Source organism: Thermogemmatispora sp., assembly GCF_019683755.1.
Taxonomy (GTDB): Bacteria; Chloroflexota; Ktedonobacteria; order Ktedonobacterales; family Ktedonobacteraceae; genus Thermogemmatispora.
This window is the reverse complement of record NZ_JADGHT010000098.1, coordinates 1-13,842: the sequence shown is the minus strand read 5'-3', so window position 1 is coordinate 13,842 and position 13,842 is coordinate 1. Positions and strand designations below refer to the sequence as shown.

Below are 13,842 nucleotides of genomic sequence, written 5' to 3'. Positions count from 1 at the left end.
TGACGATGTTGGGAGAGCGTGAGGAGGCTGTCGTCTGGACGGAGCTGCTCTCCTGGGGGCTAGCTTGGGCTGGGAGGGAGAAGGCGACCTGAAAGGCCGGTCTCCGTTCGCTTGGCAGCTCGGTCGCCATCTGCTGGAGCTGACGCACTCTCTTCTGGTGTTCTTCCTCCAGATGCCGCCAGAGAGCTACGGCCTGACTAATGGCCATCCCGCTGTCAACACGCTCTTTGAGCCAGCGAATCAGGGCAATGTCGCGCTCGGAATAGAGACGATAGGCGTTAGAGGCCCGCTCCGGCGAGAGAATAGCGTAACGACTCTCCCAGGCCCGCAGCGTGGGCGCTGGCACACCGGTCTGTTGAACAACGGCTTTGGTGTTGAAGAGGGGGCTATCTGAGTAGCGCTCCAGCTCGGGCCGTTCGATATGCCCGCTTTTTCTTTCCATCACTGCAACGCGCTCCGATCTGGCCTGGCGAGCGGCTCGGCCTGACGGTCGGTACCGCCGGCTATCACAACTATAGCATATCATAGCATGGGCCGACCACATGTTTGGTTCTCCTGGCACTGGCTACCATATTGCCTATGAGTGAGGTGGCCGGTATGCATAGCGAGCTAGCGTTCGCTGGTCCCTGCAAGATGCGGCCTCGTCCCTCCTCGCTCTTGCTGTGCGTTACCAGGCAATGGAAGAGGACCCGCGCTTGACAAAGCGCTTGTGGGCTTGCTATCATGACAAGGCATCTAAGGTAGCGCTCTCAGGTGTAGCGGCCCCGTGCTGCAGGTGCAGCGCGGGCTACGCACTCCCGATAAGCATCCGCTCCCGCCCAGGCGTGGGCGGTCACACCCGCCCATGATAGCAGGGCGCGTCAGATTATCAGATCACTCGAGCCTGTGGGATCAGTCTGACTGAGTTGGGGCTGTCCTGAGCTGCCCAGGATCTCCCTCCCGTCAGGCTGGCTGGTCCAGGGCTGCTGCTGAGCGCCTCAGCAGGCTGTCTGCGGAAAAGGGACGCGTCCGCTCCTGGCTCTAACAGTGACTGCTAGCTTGTGATTAGTCCTGCGTGGCCGTGTCAGGTGAGCAATTTGCCCACTGAAAAGGCTGCTTGCTCAGAGTACAAGGTGTTTGTCTGGCATGAAGGACTTGTCGCTGCCTGTATCGCAGGCGGGGGGATGGCGCTTGACTACCCTGCCCAATTGCAGCGCTCCAAGGTCCTGGTCAAGAAATCGCCGAGCATGGTTGGCTGTGCGCAGCCCGGGAACTGTGCTGAAGGTCTCCACCCACGCCTTCAACGTATCCCGTATGGTAGGACAGTAGGCTAGAGCCAGAATAGTCGCCTGGGAAGCTAGTCGCCGCAGCATGGTGGTGAGCGGAGGTAGAGATAAAGGAGCCGAATCGAAGCGATGTTTGCCGTCATTAGAAGTGGTGGAAGACAATTCAAAGTCGAGGTAGGCGAGACCCTGGAGGTCAATCGCCTCCCCGTGCAGGAGGGCACCCAGATTCGGATCAGCGATGTCCTGCTGCTCTCCGACGCCGATCGCACTTTGATCGGGCGTCCTTTGGTAGAGAATGCCGCCGTGTTAGCCACTGTGAAGCAGCATGCACGGGGCGAAAAGATCGTTGTTTTCAAGTATAAGCCGAAGAAGCGCTATCGCCGGCGCCGAGGCCATCGCCAGGAGATTAGCATCCTGACCATCGACGATATTCTGTTGGACGGCGTGAGCCTCGTGACCGGTCAGGCTCCTGCTGCGACTGAGCAGGGAGCCTCGGTAGTGGAGCCAACTGCTCAACCTGTGGCTGAGCAGCCGGAGACTGCTGGCGGCACCTCCGAGGAAGAGGGGCAGGCCAGAACTCGCCGGCGGCGTCGCGTACGGTCCCAGGAGGGTGAGGCTTCTCAAGCCTCCAGCGAGGAGTAGTCTAGAGATCGTGAGGTTTACTTGCTATGGCGCATAAAAAAGGTGTTGGTAGCTCGCGTAACGGTCGCGATAGTAAGGCGAAGCGCCTAGGTGTAAAGCGCTACGATGGTCAGCTTGTCTCCGCCGGGACCATTATCGTACGCCAGCGCGGTACAAAGATTAAGCCCGGCGATAATGTAGGGGTCGGACGCGATTACACGCTGTTTGCGCTCATCGACGGATATGTGAAGTTTGGCTATGCCTCGCGCACACAGCGCAAGGTTAGCGTCTATCCGACCTTCCCTGGACGCCCCTCGGTTGAGGAGCTGCTTGCCCAGGCCCAGGCGGAAGTCGGAAGCTGACCGCGCTGACTGCCCTACTTCAGGCTGAAAGACTGGCACTGGGCAGTCTCTAACCCGGTGCGGGGCAGTCTACTACTCGGTAGCAAGCAAGAGAAAGAGAGAGCAAGCGTCTAGCGCCTGCTCTCTCGGGCTTTTTTGGGGCCGAAGGCGTTCAGGCCTGATTGACTGGCGGTCCTGGCGGTGGGATGCTGTTGCCTTTCTCCCATCCTGGCACCTGGTTCCGACCACTGGCGATAGCGCTGCAGGAGAGGAACCGTTCCTTGCCTTGCTGCTCACTGGCGATTATTGGCCGGACAAGTCACGATGATCTGGTGCATGCGTCGATCGGTCATCAGACTGCAGGTCTGGCCGTTGAGCGTTGCCATCCCGTTGCAGCCCACAATCAGCGTTCCATTGACGTTGCAATCAAGAGGCGTCTTCACAACTGCGCCATTAATGGTGGCGGCAACAGCCACACCCTGTGGCGTGCGCTGGACCTGCACAGGATCAGGGACATGCAGCAGCCGGGTGCAGTTGAGGCCATCAACTTCAAAGGTTGTGATAAAGCGCTGAGCGAGAAAGGTGAAGAGCGAGTTAGCCACAGCCGGATCGGGTGAGGGACGTGTTTTCGTGAGCGGTGCGTCGACGAGCAGGCGCAGAGGAGCAATGGCCAGCAGATTGGCGCAGTACAGAGTGGTGCTGGCGAAGAGCTGGTCGCGCACCTGAGGCTGATCGACGCCGGCGCGGTAGGCATTGAGCTTAGCCAGATTAGGATGACCATCAACCGTCACCATCGGGTCGCCGTTGGGAACCAGGGCTACGGGAGCTCGCTGCCAGATGGCAGCCTGCAGCTCGTTGAGCGGCAATGCGGTCGTCATCTGCCCTGGGTCCGCCAGATCGGGTGCCATCCAGGGTGTGCAGCCCAGAGCACCATCCAAGCCAATGGCGAGCAGGCGGTTATCGCTACTATTAACCTGGGGCTGAGCATGCTCCAGCGTAGCACTTGCCCGACGAGTCATCTGAGCGATGCGCCCATCTCTGGTCACCAGATAGGCGGTCGTCACATTGTCGCTCTGATCCTGGTCCACCAGCGAGAAATCGCGCACACTAGGACAAGGTAGACCGTCGCGGGCCTGCCCCAACGGCGGGGGCTTTAATTTGCCGGCACGTATAGCCTGATTGGCCGCGGCGAAGAAGGCGGGTGCGTTACAGTAGGCGAACTGGCCAAAGAGCGAGCCGCGGATGCCGTTCACGCAGTGACCCTCAGTCAGGCTGTGATCCATGCCGCGGAGCGTCAAATTCTCGCCGTTGAAGCCGAACCAGATCCCCACAATGCCCCCCGGGGGCAAGCGTGGAACCACAGGGGCCAGGGCTGGCCTCTGGCCCTGATCGACCACCAGGGGATTGTAGATAAAGATGTGCCCTGTAGAGGGATCGATAATGGCCGCCTGGACAAAGGCCGCCTGGTCAGGATTAGCCTCGTGACAGGGCCCACGGGCTGGATCACTTGCTACAAGCTGATAGGGCGTCGCCAGGCCGCGTGCTGTCAGGGGATGAGGCGGTACGATCAGCGTACAATCAGGATTGGCAGGCGCGGCGGCCTGCGAGGCGCTGAGCCGGGGGATCAAATAGAGAGCGCCGCCTGCCAAAGCCAGGATCAGCGGCACAAGCACCCCCGCCAACATCAGCGGAGAAAAACGTCGACGCCGGCGTCGACGTTCGGACCCCAGGCCGATAGGGTCCGGCCTGGCGATCTCCTTGTGCAATGGCTTCATGAAATTTCAGACCCCCTTGAGAGGGCTGGCCCGCAAGGCAGGCGAGCCAGCACCCCTCTCCTGCTGAAACAGAGTGAGAGAGCTTTGCATCGAATAATGTAAGCTGATCAATCTATTCTGGATGAGATAATACCCCAGGCTCTGACCCCTGCTGCCGTTTGGGTCGGAAACTGGCTGGAAAGTACCATGAGGCGGTTAAGATAGCTAGAGCGCGGAGAGAGCAGGGTGGCAGGAGGTACCGAAGAGCAAGGCGGGTCGACAGCAGCCTGGAGCGAGCGAAGAAGAGCAAGGCGCTAGTCGGCAGGCCACCCGTTTCTGCTATACTATGCATTGAAATTTCTTCTCATCCGGCCAACCGACTAGCCAGGCGGCAAGTAGTCCTACTCTGTCATATCCATCTAGGGCGTCAGCGGCATAGAGACCATGCGGAGAGTAGTGAGGGCATAGTAGACCGAACCGTGATGGTCGTGCTAGTGGCGTGCCTTTCATCTCGCAAGCTACAAGTGGGCGGGAGAATCCAAGGATTGTCTTGCGCCTGGCGACCAGTACGAGGTCGGAGCGCTGGCCCCGCCGGGAGCGGGTGTCGTGGCGGCCACTCGGCTCGTGAGGCCATGTGTGCGCGGGCGGGGCAGGTACGAGAGCGAGCCAGCGAACGGACGAACGAACGTCTAAGCTCAGAAACAAATGTGGAAAGTGGCTCTACTGGCAGCCCAGCGAAGCGAAAGGAACAAACCAGCATGCGAGCAATCATCAGCGTAGCCAATCGCGAGCACCTAGAGGAGCTAGGGCGTGCCCTGGCCGAGCGCCAGGTAACCATCTTTGCCACCGGGGGAACGGCGGCGGCCCTCCAAAGTGCCGGTATAGACGTTCACCCAGTCAGCCGCCTTATCCAGTTTCCTGAGATCCTGGGAGGGCGCGTCAAGACCCTACACCCACACATTTACGGTGGCATTCTGGCACGGCGCTCTGATCCAGCTCATATGCGCGAACTAGAAGCGCATGGCATTGCTCCTATCGACCTTGTGGCCGTCAACCTCTATCCCTTCGTCGAAACCGTCGCTCGTGAAGGCGTCAGCCTGGAAGAAGCGCAGGAACAGATCGACATCGGAGGCGTTGCCCTCATTCGCGCCGCCGCCAAAAACTTCCAGGACGTCATCGTCCTGGTGCGGCCCCAGGACTACGCGCCGGTTTTGCAAGAGTGGCAAGAGCGCGGCGAGGTCAGTCTAGAGACCCGGCGCCGGCTGGCCGCTATCGCCTTTCAATATACAGCCAGCTACGATACCGCCATTGCCGAATATTTACGCAGCCAGGACCCCGACTACTTCCCCGAAGAGCTGACCCTGCCGCTGCAGCGCCTTCAAACCTTGCGCTATGGCGAGAACCCTCATCAGCGAGCCGCCTTCTATCGCTGGGGGGGTCTCTCACGTGCCAAGGACTGCCGTCCGGCGGTCGCCAGTGCAGAGGTATTGCATGGCAAGGAGCTATCTTTCAACAACCTGCTGGACCTTGACGCAGCCCTGGCTGCTGCAGGCAGCTTTGCCGCTCCCACGGTTGCCATCATCAAACACACCAACCCCTGCGGTCTGGCCTGTGGTGACACACTGCTTGAAGCCTATCGCAAAGCTCACGCTGGCGACCCGGTCTCAGCCTATGGAGGGATCATCGGCTGTAACCGGCCTGTCGAGGCCGACGTAGCCCAAGAGATCCACCAGCTCTTTTACGAAGCCGTCATCGCGCCCGAATTCACGCCCGAAGCCCTGGCCATCCTGCGTCAGAAAAAGAACATTCGCCTACTGGCCACCCATGCCCCCATTGATCCCTCAACGCTCAACGCCCAGATCTTCAAATCCGGTCGCTTTGACATCCGTAGCGTCAGCGGGGGGGTTCTGCTGCAAACAGCCGACTTTATCGGTGAGCACGAGCTAGAATATCGGGTCGTCACCGAGCGCAAACCGACGCTTGAAGAGATGACCGACCTCATGTTTGCCTGGAAGGTAGTGCGCCATGTCAAATCGAATGCCATTGTCCTGGCGCATAAACTGGCAGTAGTGGGGGTAGGAGCTGGCCAGATGAATCGTGTCACCAGCGTCCAACTAGCTGTCGAGAAAGCCGGCGAGCGTGCTCGAGGGGCGGTACTGGCCTCAGATGCCTTCTTCCCCTTTGCTGACGGTGTTGAGGCGGCTGCCAAAGCCGGAGTAACGGCCATCATCCAGCCAGGTGGCTCCATTCGTGACGAAGACTCCATTCGTGTCGCCAACCAGCACGCCATCGCTATGATCTTCACCGGCAGACGGCATTTCCGGCACTAAACCAGTGCCAGCGACATCGCCGCTGGTGAAACGCTGCCCGGCGCCTGGCCTCGAAAGAGGCAAGAGCAGCCGCCCCAGAAAAAACGGGGCGGCTGCTCAGCATCTGCAGCCTGAGTTATGGCCTCGCCAAAAGCGAGGTTCTCAAATGACCTCATCGCAGAAAAAGTAGACCCAAAGGATCGCCACAGCGAGGCCTCCGATGAGCGTAAAGAAGCCCACGGCGCCCGCCGCCGTGTTGTTGGGATCTTTGAAAGGATAGAAAATGATCAGGGCAAGCCAGACCAGCGTCAGGGCAACCGTCAGACTGAGCTTCGTAATAATCGGCGGAGACGGGTAGAAAATATGATAGAGGACCAACACCAGCAGGCCGATGATGGCAGCCAGCAGGAGCAGGTTAATCATCACCCCGCCGCCGAAATCGAAGACCAGCGTCGGCTTTATAAAGAGAAAGCAGCAGATCCAAAGGATTGTCAGAATAATGCTGCCGAAGACTTTGCCCTTTGGTGCAGCAGAAATCACGTGACGAAACTCCTTTCGGGGAGTACCCAGGGCAGAGGGTTCGTGGCCAAGTCAAGCGCTAAGCTAAGCCCCAACCTGCCAAGCGAACAGCGTTGTTGCCCGGGATCTCAAGGCACGTCTCCGTTCTGGCACGTGCTTTCCAGCATCCTATTGTAGTCCTTAGGCGACGAGAAATCAACAGGAGCAAACTCCAGACAGGCAGCCTGTCACTCAAGACCGGCCAGTCAAAATGACCAGGCAGGAAGCCAGGCACACCTCTCGCCTATTGCCCTGCGGCAGCGACATAAGCGCGCGCAAGGCGAGCCGCCAAGCGCGCATTGTTGACTAACAGAGCGCGATTGGCCTCAATGCTGGCCCCTCGCGTGATCTCGGCAACCTGGCGCAGCAAGAAAGGCGTCAGCGCGGCCCCGTGGATTCCCCGTGCCTCGGCCTCGGCCAGCGCTGAAGCAATTGCCGTCTCCACTTGCTCAGAGGGCAGAGCTGCCTCTGCGGGCACCGGAGCACACACAAGCAGACCGGCCAGGCCACACGCCCAATGCGCACGCGCAATGGCCGCTATCTGCCTTTCATCATCTACACGCTGCTGCACCCGCAAGCCACTGCGTGGAGTATAGAAAGCCGGGAACTCATCCGTTTGCCAACCGAGGACCGGCACCCCTTGCGTTTCCAAATATTCTAAAGTACGAGGCAAATCCAAAATCGCTTTCGCTCCCGCACAAACTACCAGCACCGGCGTGCGACTCAGCTCCATCAAATCAGCCGAAATATCCAAGGAACTTTCGCCGCCGCGATGGACGCCTCCAATGCCACCGGTGGCGAAGAAACGAATACCGGCCAGGTGAGCGCAGAGCATCGTACCAGAGACCGTCGTCGCTCCCAGTCGCTGACTTGCCAGAGCAAAAGCGAGATCGCGCCGACTCACTTTCAGGACATCCTGGGCCGTGGCCAGCTCTTCGAGGGCCGCTCTGTCCAGCCCGACCACGATACGACCGGCGCGGATGGCAATTGTCGCCGGTACAGCTCCTACCTCGCGAATCGCCTCCTCCATCGCCAGAGCTGTTTCCACGTTCGTGGGATATGGTAGCCCATGAGCGATGACAGTCGATTCCAGGGCCACCAGCGGGCGGCCCTCAACTAAAGCAGCGCGCACGGTGGGCGCGAGCTGCAGATAGCGGTCAGCAGCTCCTGTAGAGAATGATGGCATGCTTACCCCTCACCTAAACGAGCTAGCTTAGCTATAGCACGAGCAACAGCGAGCAACAAGCCCGCTCTCCCTTCCCTGTCTCTCTCCCTGGTAGAAAGGCCGCGTATTTGCCGGCTCAGGACCTGGCGGACCTGCTTTCGCCCTCAGCAGGGACGGCAGGTCCTGGGGGTTGCAGCGCAAGCTGACGGATCAAACCCGCTAACAAGGCCCCGCGCAGCGCCAGAGAAGGAATGCGTAGAAACTCCTCGCGCAACACATGCATTTTTCCCCCGACTGGTCCGAGGCTATCCAGGGTGGGGAGACCGGCTTGCATCAAGAGATTGGCATCTGAGACACCTCCCTTGGCCTCCGCCACCAGTTCCAAGCCGAGCGCCTGCGCCTCCAAGCGTGCCACCTCTACCAAAGCTCGCACCTGGGGCGTTGCCTGATAAGGAACACGGCCCCGCGTACGCGTCAGACGGGCCTGGGTGCCAGGCACACTCGGGCTGGTCACGATCCGCTCCAGAGCCTCGGCAGCAGCGTCCAGTCCCTCTTGAGTATAGGCACGCACCGAAATCCAGCACCGGGCCCACTCAGGCACCACATTCAACAGCTCACTACTGCTGAGCCGTGTCACATTAAAGGTCACTCCTGGGAGCAGCGCATGCAAGTGATCGATGGCTAGGATCTTATGAGCCAACTCGATGACCGCCGAGCGGCCCCGATGTGGCTCAGCTCCCGAATGGGCGGCCAGGCCGCTGACTTCCAGCAGATAGCGATCGGCCCCTTTGCGAGCCTCTGTAATGATCTCTGGGGAGCGCGTTGGCTCCAAAACCAGGCCGACATCGGCCTGACGGGCTAACTCCCAAAGGAGCGGTGCGCTTGAAGGAGACCCCATCTCTTCATCGCCATTGAAGACCAGAAAGATATCGCTGAAATCCGCGAAGCGCGATTCTAAAAGCACACGCAGACTGTAGAGGGCCATAATCACACCGGACTTCATATCGATGACCCCAGGGCCGAAAGCCAGCTCACCATCGCAGCGGAAAGGGCAGGCCAGCGCTGAACCTGGGGCATAGACCGTATCAACATGTCCCACCAGCAGAAAGCGCTTGCCCCCGCTGGGCCGGCTTCCGCGCAAGTGAGCAACCAGATGAGGCCCATACTGACCACCGTCATGGAGAGTCACTGAGCAACCAAGCCCCTCCAGCCAGGAGCGGAGATAGTCCATGATACGGGTAATCCCCTCGACTTGGCCGGTGCCCGAATCGATATTGACTAGCAAAGCCAACCGCTGCAGCATCTCCTCCTCATAACGCTGCAGGGCTGTAAGATAGGCTGGCGAGAATGTGGCAGCAGACATAGTACCCTGCTCAAGGAAGCGAAGCGCGGCCAGAACCAAAGACCAGACTGGCGATAGCGACAGCTAGAGAGCACACAGCGCGAGCGGCGCCGCGCAGTTGCTCTTATTGTACCGTTTGCCATTGAGCGGCTGCAAGCCAAGAGACTCCTATTCTGAGCGCGAGCAGAGAACAAGGAAGGGGAGCGTAGCGAGGAGGACGAAGGCGAGAGCCGGAAGGCAGAAGGTCAAGAGCAAGGCGCAAGGCGGCCTGAGCAAATTCTGGCTCTGGTACAGTGAGTCTTCCTGGCGGGCGAGAAGAGCAAAGCTGTCAGGGGTAAAAAATGCGCTGCTTGCTCAGAAAAAAAAGGAGGCAGGTTTAGGCGGCCTGAGCGCCTAACTGGCCCCGAACAATGCGCGCCAGACGCTTATAAGCTAGACTCAGCAGCGAAGCATGGCGGCCGCGCTCCACAGGATCAGGTGGCAACTCGCGCCGATACTGCTGGAGATCAATGCCGACCTCCAGAAAAGCACGCTGGAGCACAGTCGGCTGTGGACCGAAGTACATGCGATTGGCCAGGTCCACGAGAAGAGCAGTGCGCTGCTTCTCAGGAAAGTTGACAATCTCACGGGCCAGGAAAGAGAAAAGCCATTCCTCAAAGACGTGATCGAGGACGGCCTCGAACTGTTCGGACTCGGGACAAAGCGAGCTGGCACGCTGAGCGGAGCAATCCTGCTGTATAATATAGATGAGGCAATGATCGCGACGCCAGAGGTCGCGGAAACAATTGTAGGCCACGATCAAGCTCAAATGCTCCAGCGAATCGATGGGTGCCACCTCTCCCCGCTCGGCACGTCGCGCGTAGTGAAGCAAGCGAATCATCGTTTCCTGGACGATATCGGTCACGATCTCATCGCGCTGCCTGGACCAGGAAGAGAGAGAGGCAGAGTGAACCCAGTGGGCCACTCTGGGACGTAGGATGCAGTAAAGCTGCTCCCAGGGCAGATCATTGCCAGGAACATCGCGAGAGCTGCGGCAGGAAGAAGCAGAACACAAAGTCATAAGCGCTTCCTTTCGCCTCTGACCAACAGAGGTTAATTTACGCACAAGAACGCAAAGGGGCCTCCGGGCGAAGCGAGGCGCCAACGTCGAGGCGGGCGAAGCACGCCGCAAACGTGGGGCGGCGGGCGCGCCAGTGCGCCAGCGAGAGTCAGGCAAGCGGACCGCAGCGACCCGGAGGGGCCCAGCCAGCGCCTTCCCCTCTTGATCCCTGCCACACACGCGAGCAATCAGTCCCTGAATCAGGAGAAGGAGCTAAATATAAAGAAATCTGGGAAAGACTCCAGATAATTTTAGTATGCATCAGTAGTATACAGCAGAAAACTTCTCTCTGTCAAGAGGAGTCTTCCTGAAAGGTCATAAAAGTTGACATAGAGCTAAGGTTTCGCTATAATAGAGACATGGGAGTGCAGAGCCGGTAAAATGTTTGTCATTGTTACAACGTTTGCAGGACTAACACGATTCATTGTGAGCGGCTGAGGGGCCGCCTGATCGCTGACTCGTCTCATTGATCCCGATGTCAATTTGAGCGCTGGCGGGTGGGCTTGTTCGCTCGTCTGATCGCTCGCTAGTTTGCTTGCCACTGTTGGAGAACGACACTTCGCCTGCTGAAACAGGAGAGGAGGACAGGATGGATGATCGTATGCTCCAGAGCATTCGCAAGCATCTGCAGCAGCCGGAGACCTGGGGGAGGATTCGCGGGTATCTCCAGCTCGTCAGCGAGAAGTTAACGGTGACGATTGGGGAGGCTGCCCAGCTCTTCGACTTTACGGAGAACCAGCTACGTGATTGGGAAGAGCGTGGCCTGCTGCGCCCTTTACGTTCTCGTCCGAATACTGGCCAGCGGCGTTATCCGCCCGCTGAGCTAGAGAAGCTGGCCATTATCCGTGACCTGATCAATGCTGGCTATCCGCCTGGGGCTATTCCTCTCAATATCGCGGAACTCTGGCATTCTCTTGGGCCTGCCAGCCTCAATGGAGAAGGAAGCGCTATGGTTACTAGCCAGCCAGCTAGCGCTCCTTTGCCGCTTGATCGACGGATCGCCCAGACTGATAGTGCTGTCTTCTGGCGCTATTTTGCCAGTCAGGCCCTCCATCACGCGCTGCTGTTGCTTTGCGAGGATCTCTCTCGCAGCCATGCTGCGATTCTGCTGCCACGTCATGCGCCCGATGACAGCCTTCTCAGGCAGCCGCTCCTACCCGAGGAGCTGGCGCGGGTTGGCGAGTCGCTCATCGGCTGGCTCAGCCACGGGCGTACTCTCCACCTCTTTCTCGATGCTTCCCCCTCCTTCGAGTATCCGAGCGATTTCCGCATTCAGCCCCTTCTCGCTGAAGGAGAGGCCTATCCTGCTGATCCTACTTTACTTATCGTTCCGCGTCAGATGCATCCCTTGAATCTGCATCGCTCGCTCGTCCATACTGTTCGCCGTCTGCTTTCTCCTCTCTATGCGTGTGCTGAGCAGTGGTCGATCTATTTCGCTCCTGACCTGCGCAACTGGCTCTATCCCGCCCGCGCCTTTCCTAGAGGCATAGATCCCTCTGATTCCCTGCTCAACGGCCTGATGGACCTGATCATCGCACTCGGGGGACAAACACCAACGGGCAGTGATCGCTGGCACTGTTGCTGTCTGTTGATGCCTGAAGATCCTTCAGCGCCTCCTGGACAGCAGGTGCTGATGGTAATGGCCTGTAGTCGCAATTCTCCGCATCGTGCCGGTCAATCGCGCATCTTTCCCAATGAGAGCTATCTCTATTTCCGTGCGCTACGCAGTCCCTATCTCCTTTACCGTCCTCGTCTAGCTATCCGTGACAGCTCGGGCCTCTCGCAGTGGCCTGAGCACTTTGGAAGTGGTGGCTCGGCGGTTGCCATTCCTATCGGTTGCCAGGCTGGCCCTGCGCTTGGCGTTCTCTATGTCTTCGCCCTCGCCCAGGAGGCCTTTTCGGCGGATGATCTCCGCTTGCTACGTCTCATGAGCCTGATTGTAGAGGATCTGCTCCTGCTTTATCGGGCCCGACTCGAGGCCATGCAGGGCCTGGAGCAGTTGGTCAGAGCGCCCGAGGTCGTCAACGATTCCTTCATCAATTTCCTCTCTGAGAATGAGTTTGTCCGCGACCTGGAGGCTCTGCTGGCGCGCTTGCAGCAGCAAAGTGTGTTCACCGGCGAGGGGACGGCTGAGCTTGAGACGGGCGGAAGAGGGTCGCGGCAAGGAGAGGAGCACGTGACTGGTGGGGAGCCGGATCGCTCGTCAGCCGCCGCTGCAGGCGCCGAAAGTGCGGAGCTGCTCTATCCGTTCCCATTGCGCGAGGCAGGTGAGCTAGAGACGCTCTCGATTATTGCTCTCGATATTGATAACCAAAGCCAGATAGTGCGCCGTTATGGTGAACTGGCGTTGCGCAATCTGACCCAGGCCATCGGCCAGCGCATTCAGCGCCAGCTCGTCGATTGCCGCCTCTACCATATCTATGGAGGGCGCTTCTATCTGCTCCTCAAGAATGTTTCGCTCGAACGGGCGCGCCAGATTGCACAGACGCTGCGCCTGGCCTTGAAACGCCCTTATCGCGTTGAGCTTTTACAGCAGTCAGTCTGGCAATTAGAGCCGCCTGAGACCAGTGTGGAGCTGCCGGACGTGAGTGTGCGTCTTGGGGTGACGCTCTATCTGCGTGCAAAGCTGGTTGAGCTGCTCCAGCGCTATGCCTCGGCCCCAACCTCGACCCTGGCTGAGGTGCGCAGTCTGATTATCAGCGATCTTGATCAGGCTCTCGGTCTGGGCCAGGAGGAGGGCGGCGATTGTGTGATTAGTTGGGACCCGCAAGCTGAGGACCGTGGCCCTCATGTCCGGCGCTTTATCCGCCTCGATGCCGCCGGTCGGCTATGAGCTTCCTGCTCCAGACCTCTGCGGTGTGGCAGACGGGTCAGCTTGGGATGAACCTGCCGCAGGATAGACGGAGGCTGACCCGCCTGTCCGCCTTCTCTCCTTTCTCTCACACGTCAGCCTTATCCTCTTTCTTAATCCTCTTTCTTACTTACTTGCCTGCTATATGCCTATACCCCTGGGCTATCTAGCCCTCGCCCTCTTCCCTCCTGGACAACGAATTTTCTGATCCTCTCTTCTGACAACGCTACCGCAATCGCTTCCTGAGAGGGATAGCGGTGAAAAGTTATCTTCTTGGGACGTTATATTCATGTGAAAATGTTATTTAAAGGCAGAGGCTGTAACACAAGAAGCCCGTGCTTGATCCTCCACCTCGTTATACAAGACGATAGTTGCAGAGGCGCGGGAACTCGTGAGGTTGGAAAGGAGTTGGTAAGATGGCGCTCAAAGTATTGCTCCTGGGAAGACCGGGAAGTGGTAAGACAACGGCAGCCCAGTATTTTCTCCAACGCGCTGCGACGGCTGGCCTGCAGGCCACGCATGTTGATGATTATGACC

10 protein-coding genes are annotated in these 13,842 nt (G+C 58.9%); 4 read left to right on the top strand and 6 right to left on the bottom strand.

The features are described 5' to 3' along the window. Positions 1–442: MerR family transcriptional regulator (locus IRZ24_RS08840; RefSeq protein WP_297162706.1), on the bottom strand; the 442-nt coding region annotated here is incomplete at its 3' end. A gap of 952 nt (positions 443–1,394) precedes the next feature. Here IRZ24_RS08840 and rplU point away from each other — a divergent pair. Further along, entirely contained in the window at positions 1,395–1,907 is a 513-nt protein-coding gene (rplU, locus tag IRZ24_RS08835; protein WP_297162702.1) for a 50S ribosomal protein L21, read from the top strand. 26 nt (positions 1,908–1,933) lie between these two features. Continuing rightward, positions 1,934–2,248, top strand: a complete 315-nt coding sequence (rpmA, locus tag IRZ24_RS08830) for a 50S ribosomal protein L27 (protein ID WP_297162698.1) — start codon at positions 1,934–1,936, stop codon at positions 2,246–2,248. Positions 2,249–2,520: 272 nt separating this feature from the next. Here rpmA and IRZ24_RS08825 read toward each other — a convergent pair whose 3' ends face one another. After that, positions 2,521–4,002 (bottom strand): hypothetical protein, encoded by a 1,482-nt coding sequence (locus tag IRZ24_RS08825; RefSeq protein ID WP_297162695.1) that lies wholly within the window; start codon positions 4,000–4,002, stop codon positions 2,521–2,523. A gap of 737 nt (positions 4,003–4,739) precedes the next feature. On the opposite strand from IRZ24_RS08825, the gene purH reads away from it, so the two are divergent. Further along, positions 4,740–6,311 carry a bifunctional phosphoribosylaminoimidazolecarboxamide formyltransferase/IMP cyclohydrolase gene (purH, locus tag IRZ24_RS08820; protein ID WP_297162693.1) on the top strand — a complete coding sequence of 524 codons (1,572 nt, stop codon included), beginning with the start codon at positions 4,740–4,742 and terminating at the stop codon, positions 6,309–6,311. Between the two features lie 141 nt (positions 6,312–6,452). Here purH and IRZ24_RS08815 read toward each other — a convergent pair whose 3' ends face one another. The 4 genes from IRZ24_RS08815 to IRZ24_RS08800 all read right to left on the bottom strand — a co-directional run bounded on the left by IRZ24_RS08815 (position 6,453) and on the right by IRZ24_RS08800 (position 10,415). Continuing rightward, positions 6,453–6,830: a hypothetical protein gene (locus IRZ24_RS08815; protein WP_297162690.1), complete on the bottom strand. Its 378-nt coding sequence runs from the start codon at positions 6,828–6,830 to the stop codon at positions 6,453–6,455. Positions 6,831–7,092: 262 nt separating this feature from the next. Then, on the bottom strand, positions 7,093–8,034 hold the full coding sequence (locus IRZ24_RS08810; protein WP_297162688.1) for a pseudouridine-5'-phosphate glycosidase: 942 nt from the start codon (positions 8,032–8,034) through the stop codon (positions 7,093–7,095). A gap of 115 nt (positions 8,035–8,149) precedes the next feature. After that, on the bottom strand, positions 8,150–9,376 hold the full coding sequence (locus tag IRZ24_RS08805; protein ID WP_297162685.1) for a M20 family metallopeptidase: 1,227 nt from the start codon (positions 9,374–9,376) through the stop codon (positions 8,150–8,152). A gap of 355 nt (positions 9,377–9,731) precedes the next feature. Next, positions 9,732–10,415, bottom strand: a complete 684-nt coding sequence (locus tag IRZ24_RS08800) for a hypothetical protein (protein WP_297162683.1) — start codon at positions 10,413–10,415, stop codon at positions 9,732–9,734. Between the two features lie 628 nt (positions 10,416–11,043). Here IRZ24_RS08800 and IRZ24_RS08795 point away from each other — a divergent pair. After that, complete coding sequence (locus tag IRZ24_RS08795; RefSeq protein WP_297162680.1) at positions 11,044–13,287, top strand: MerR family transcriptional regulator; 2,244 nt, start codon at positions 11,044–11,046, stop codon at positions 13,285–13,287. The last annotated feature ends 555 nt before the right edge of the window (positions 13,288–13,842 follow it).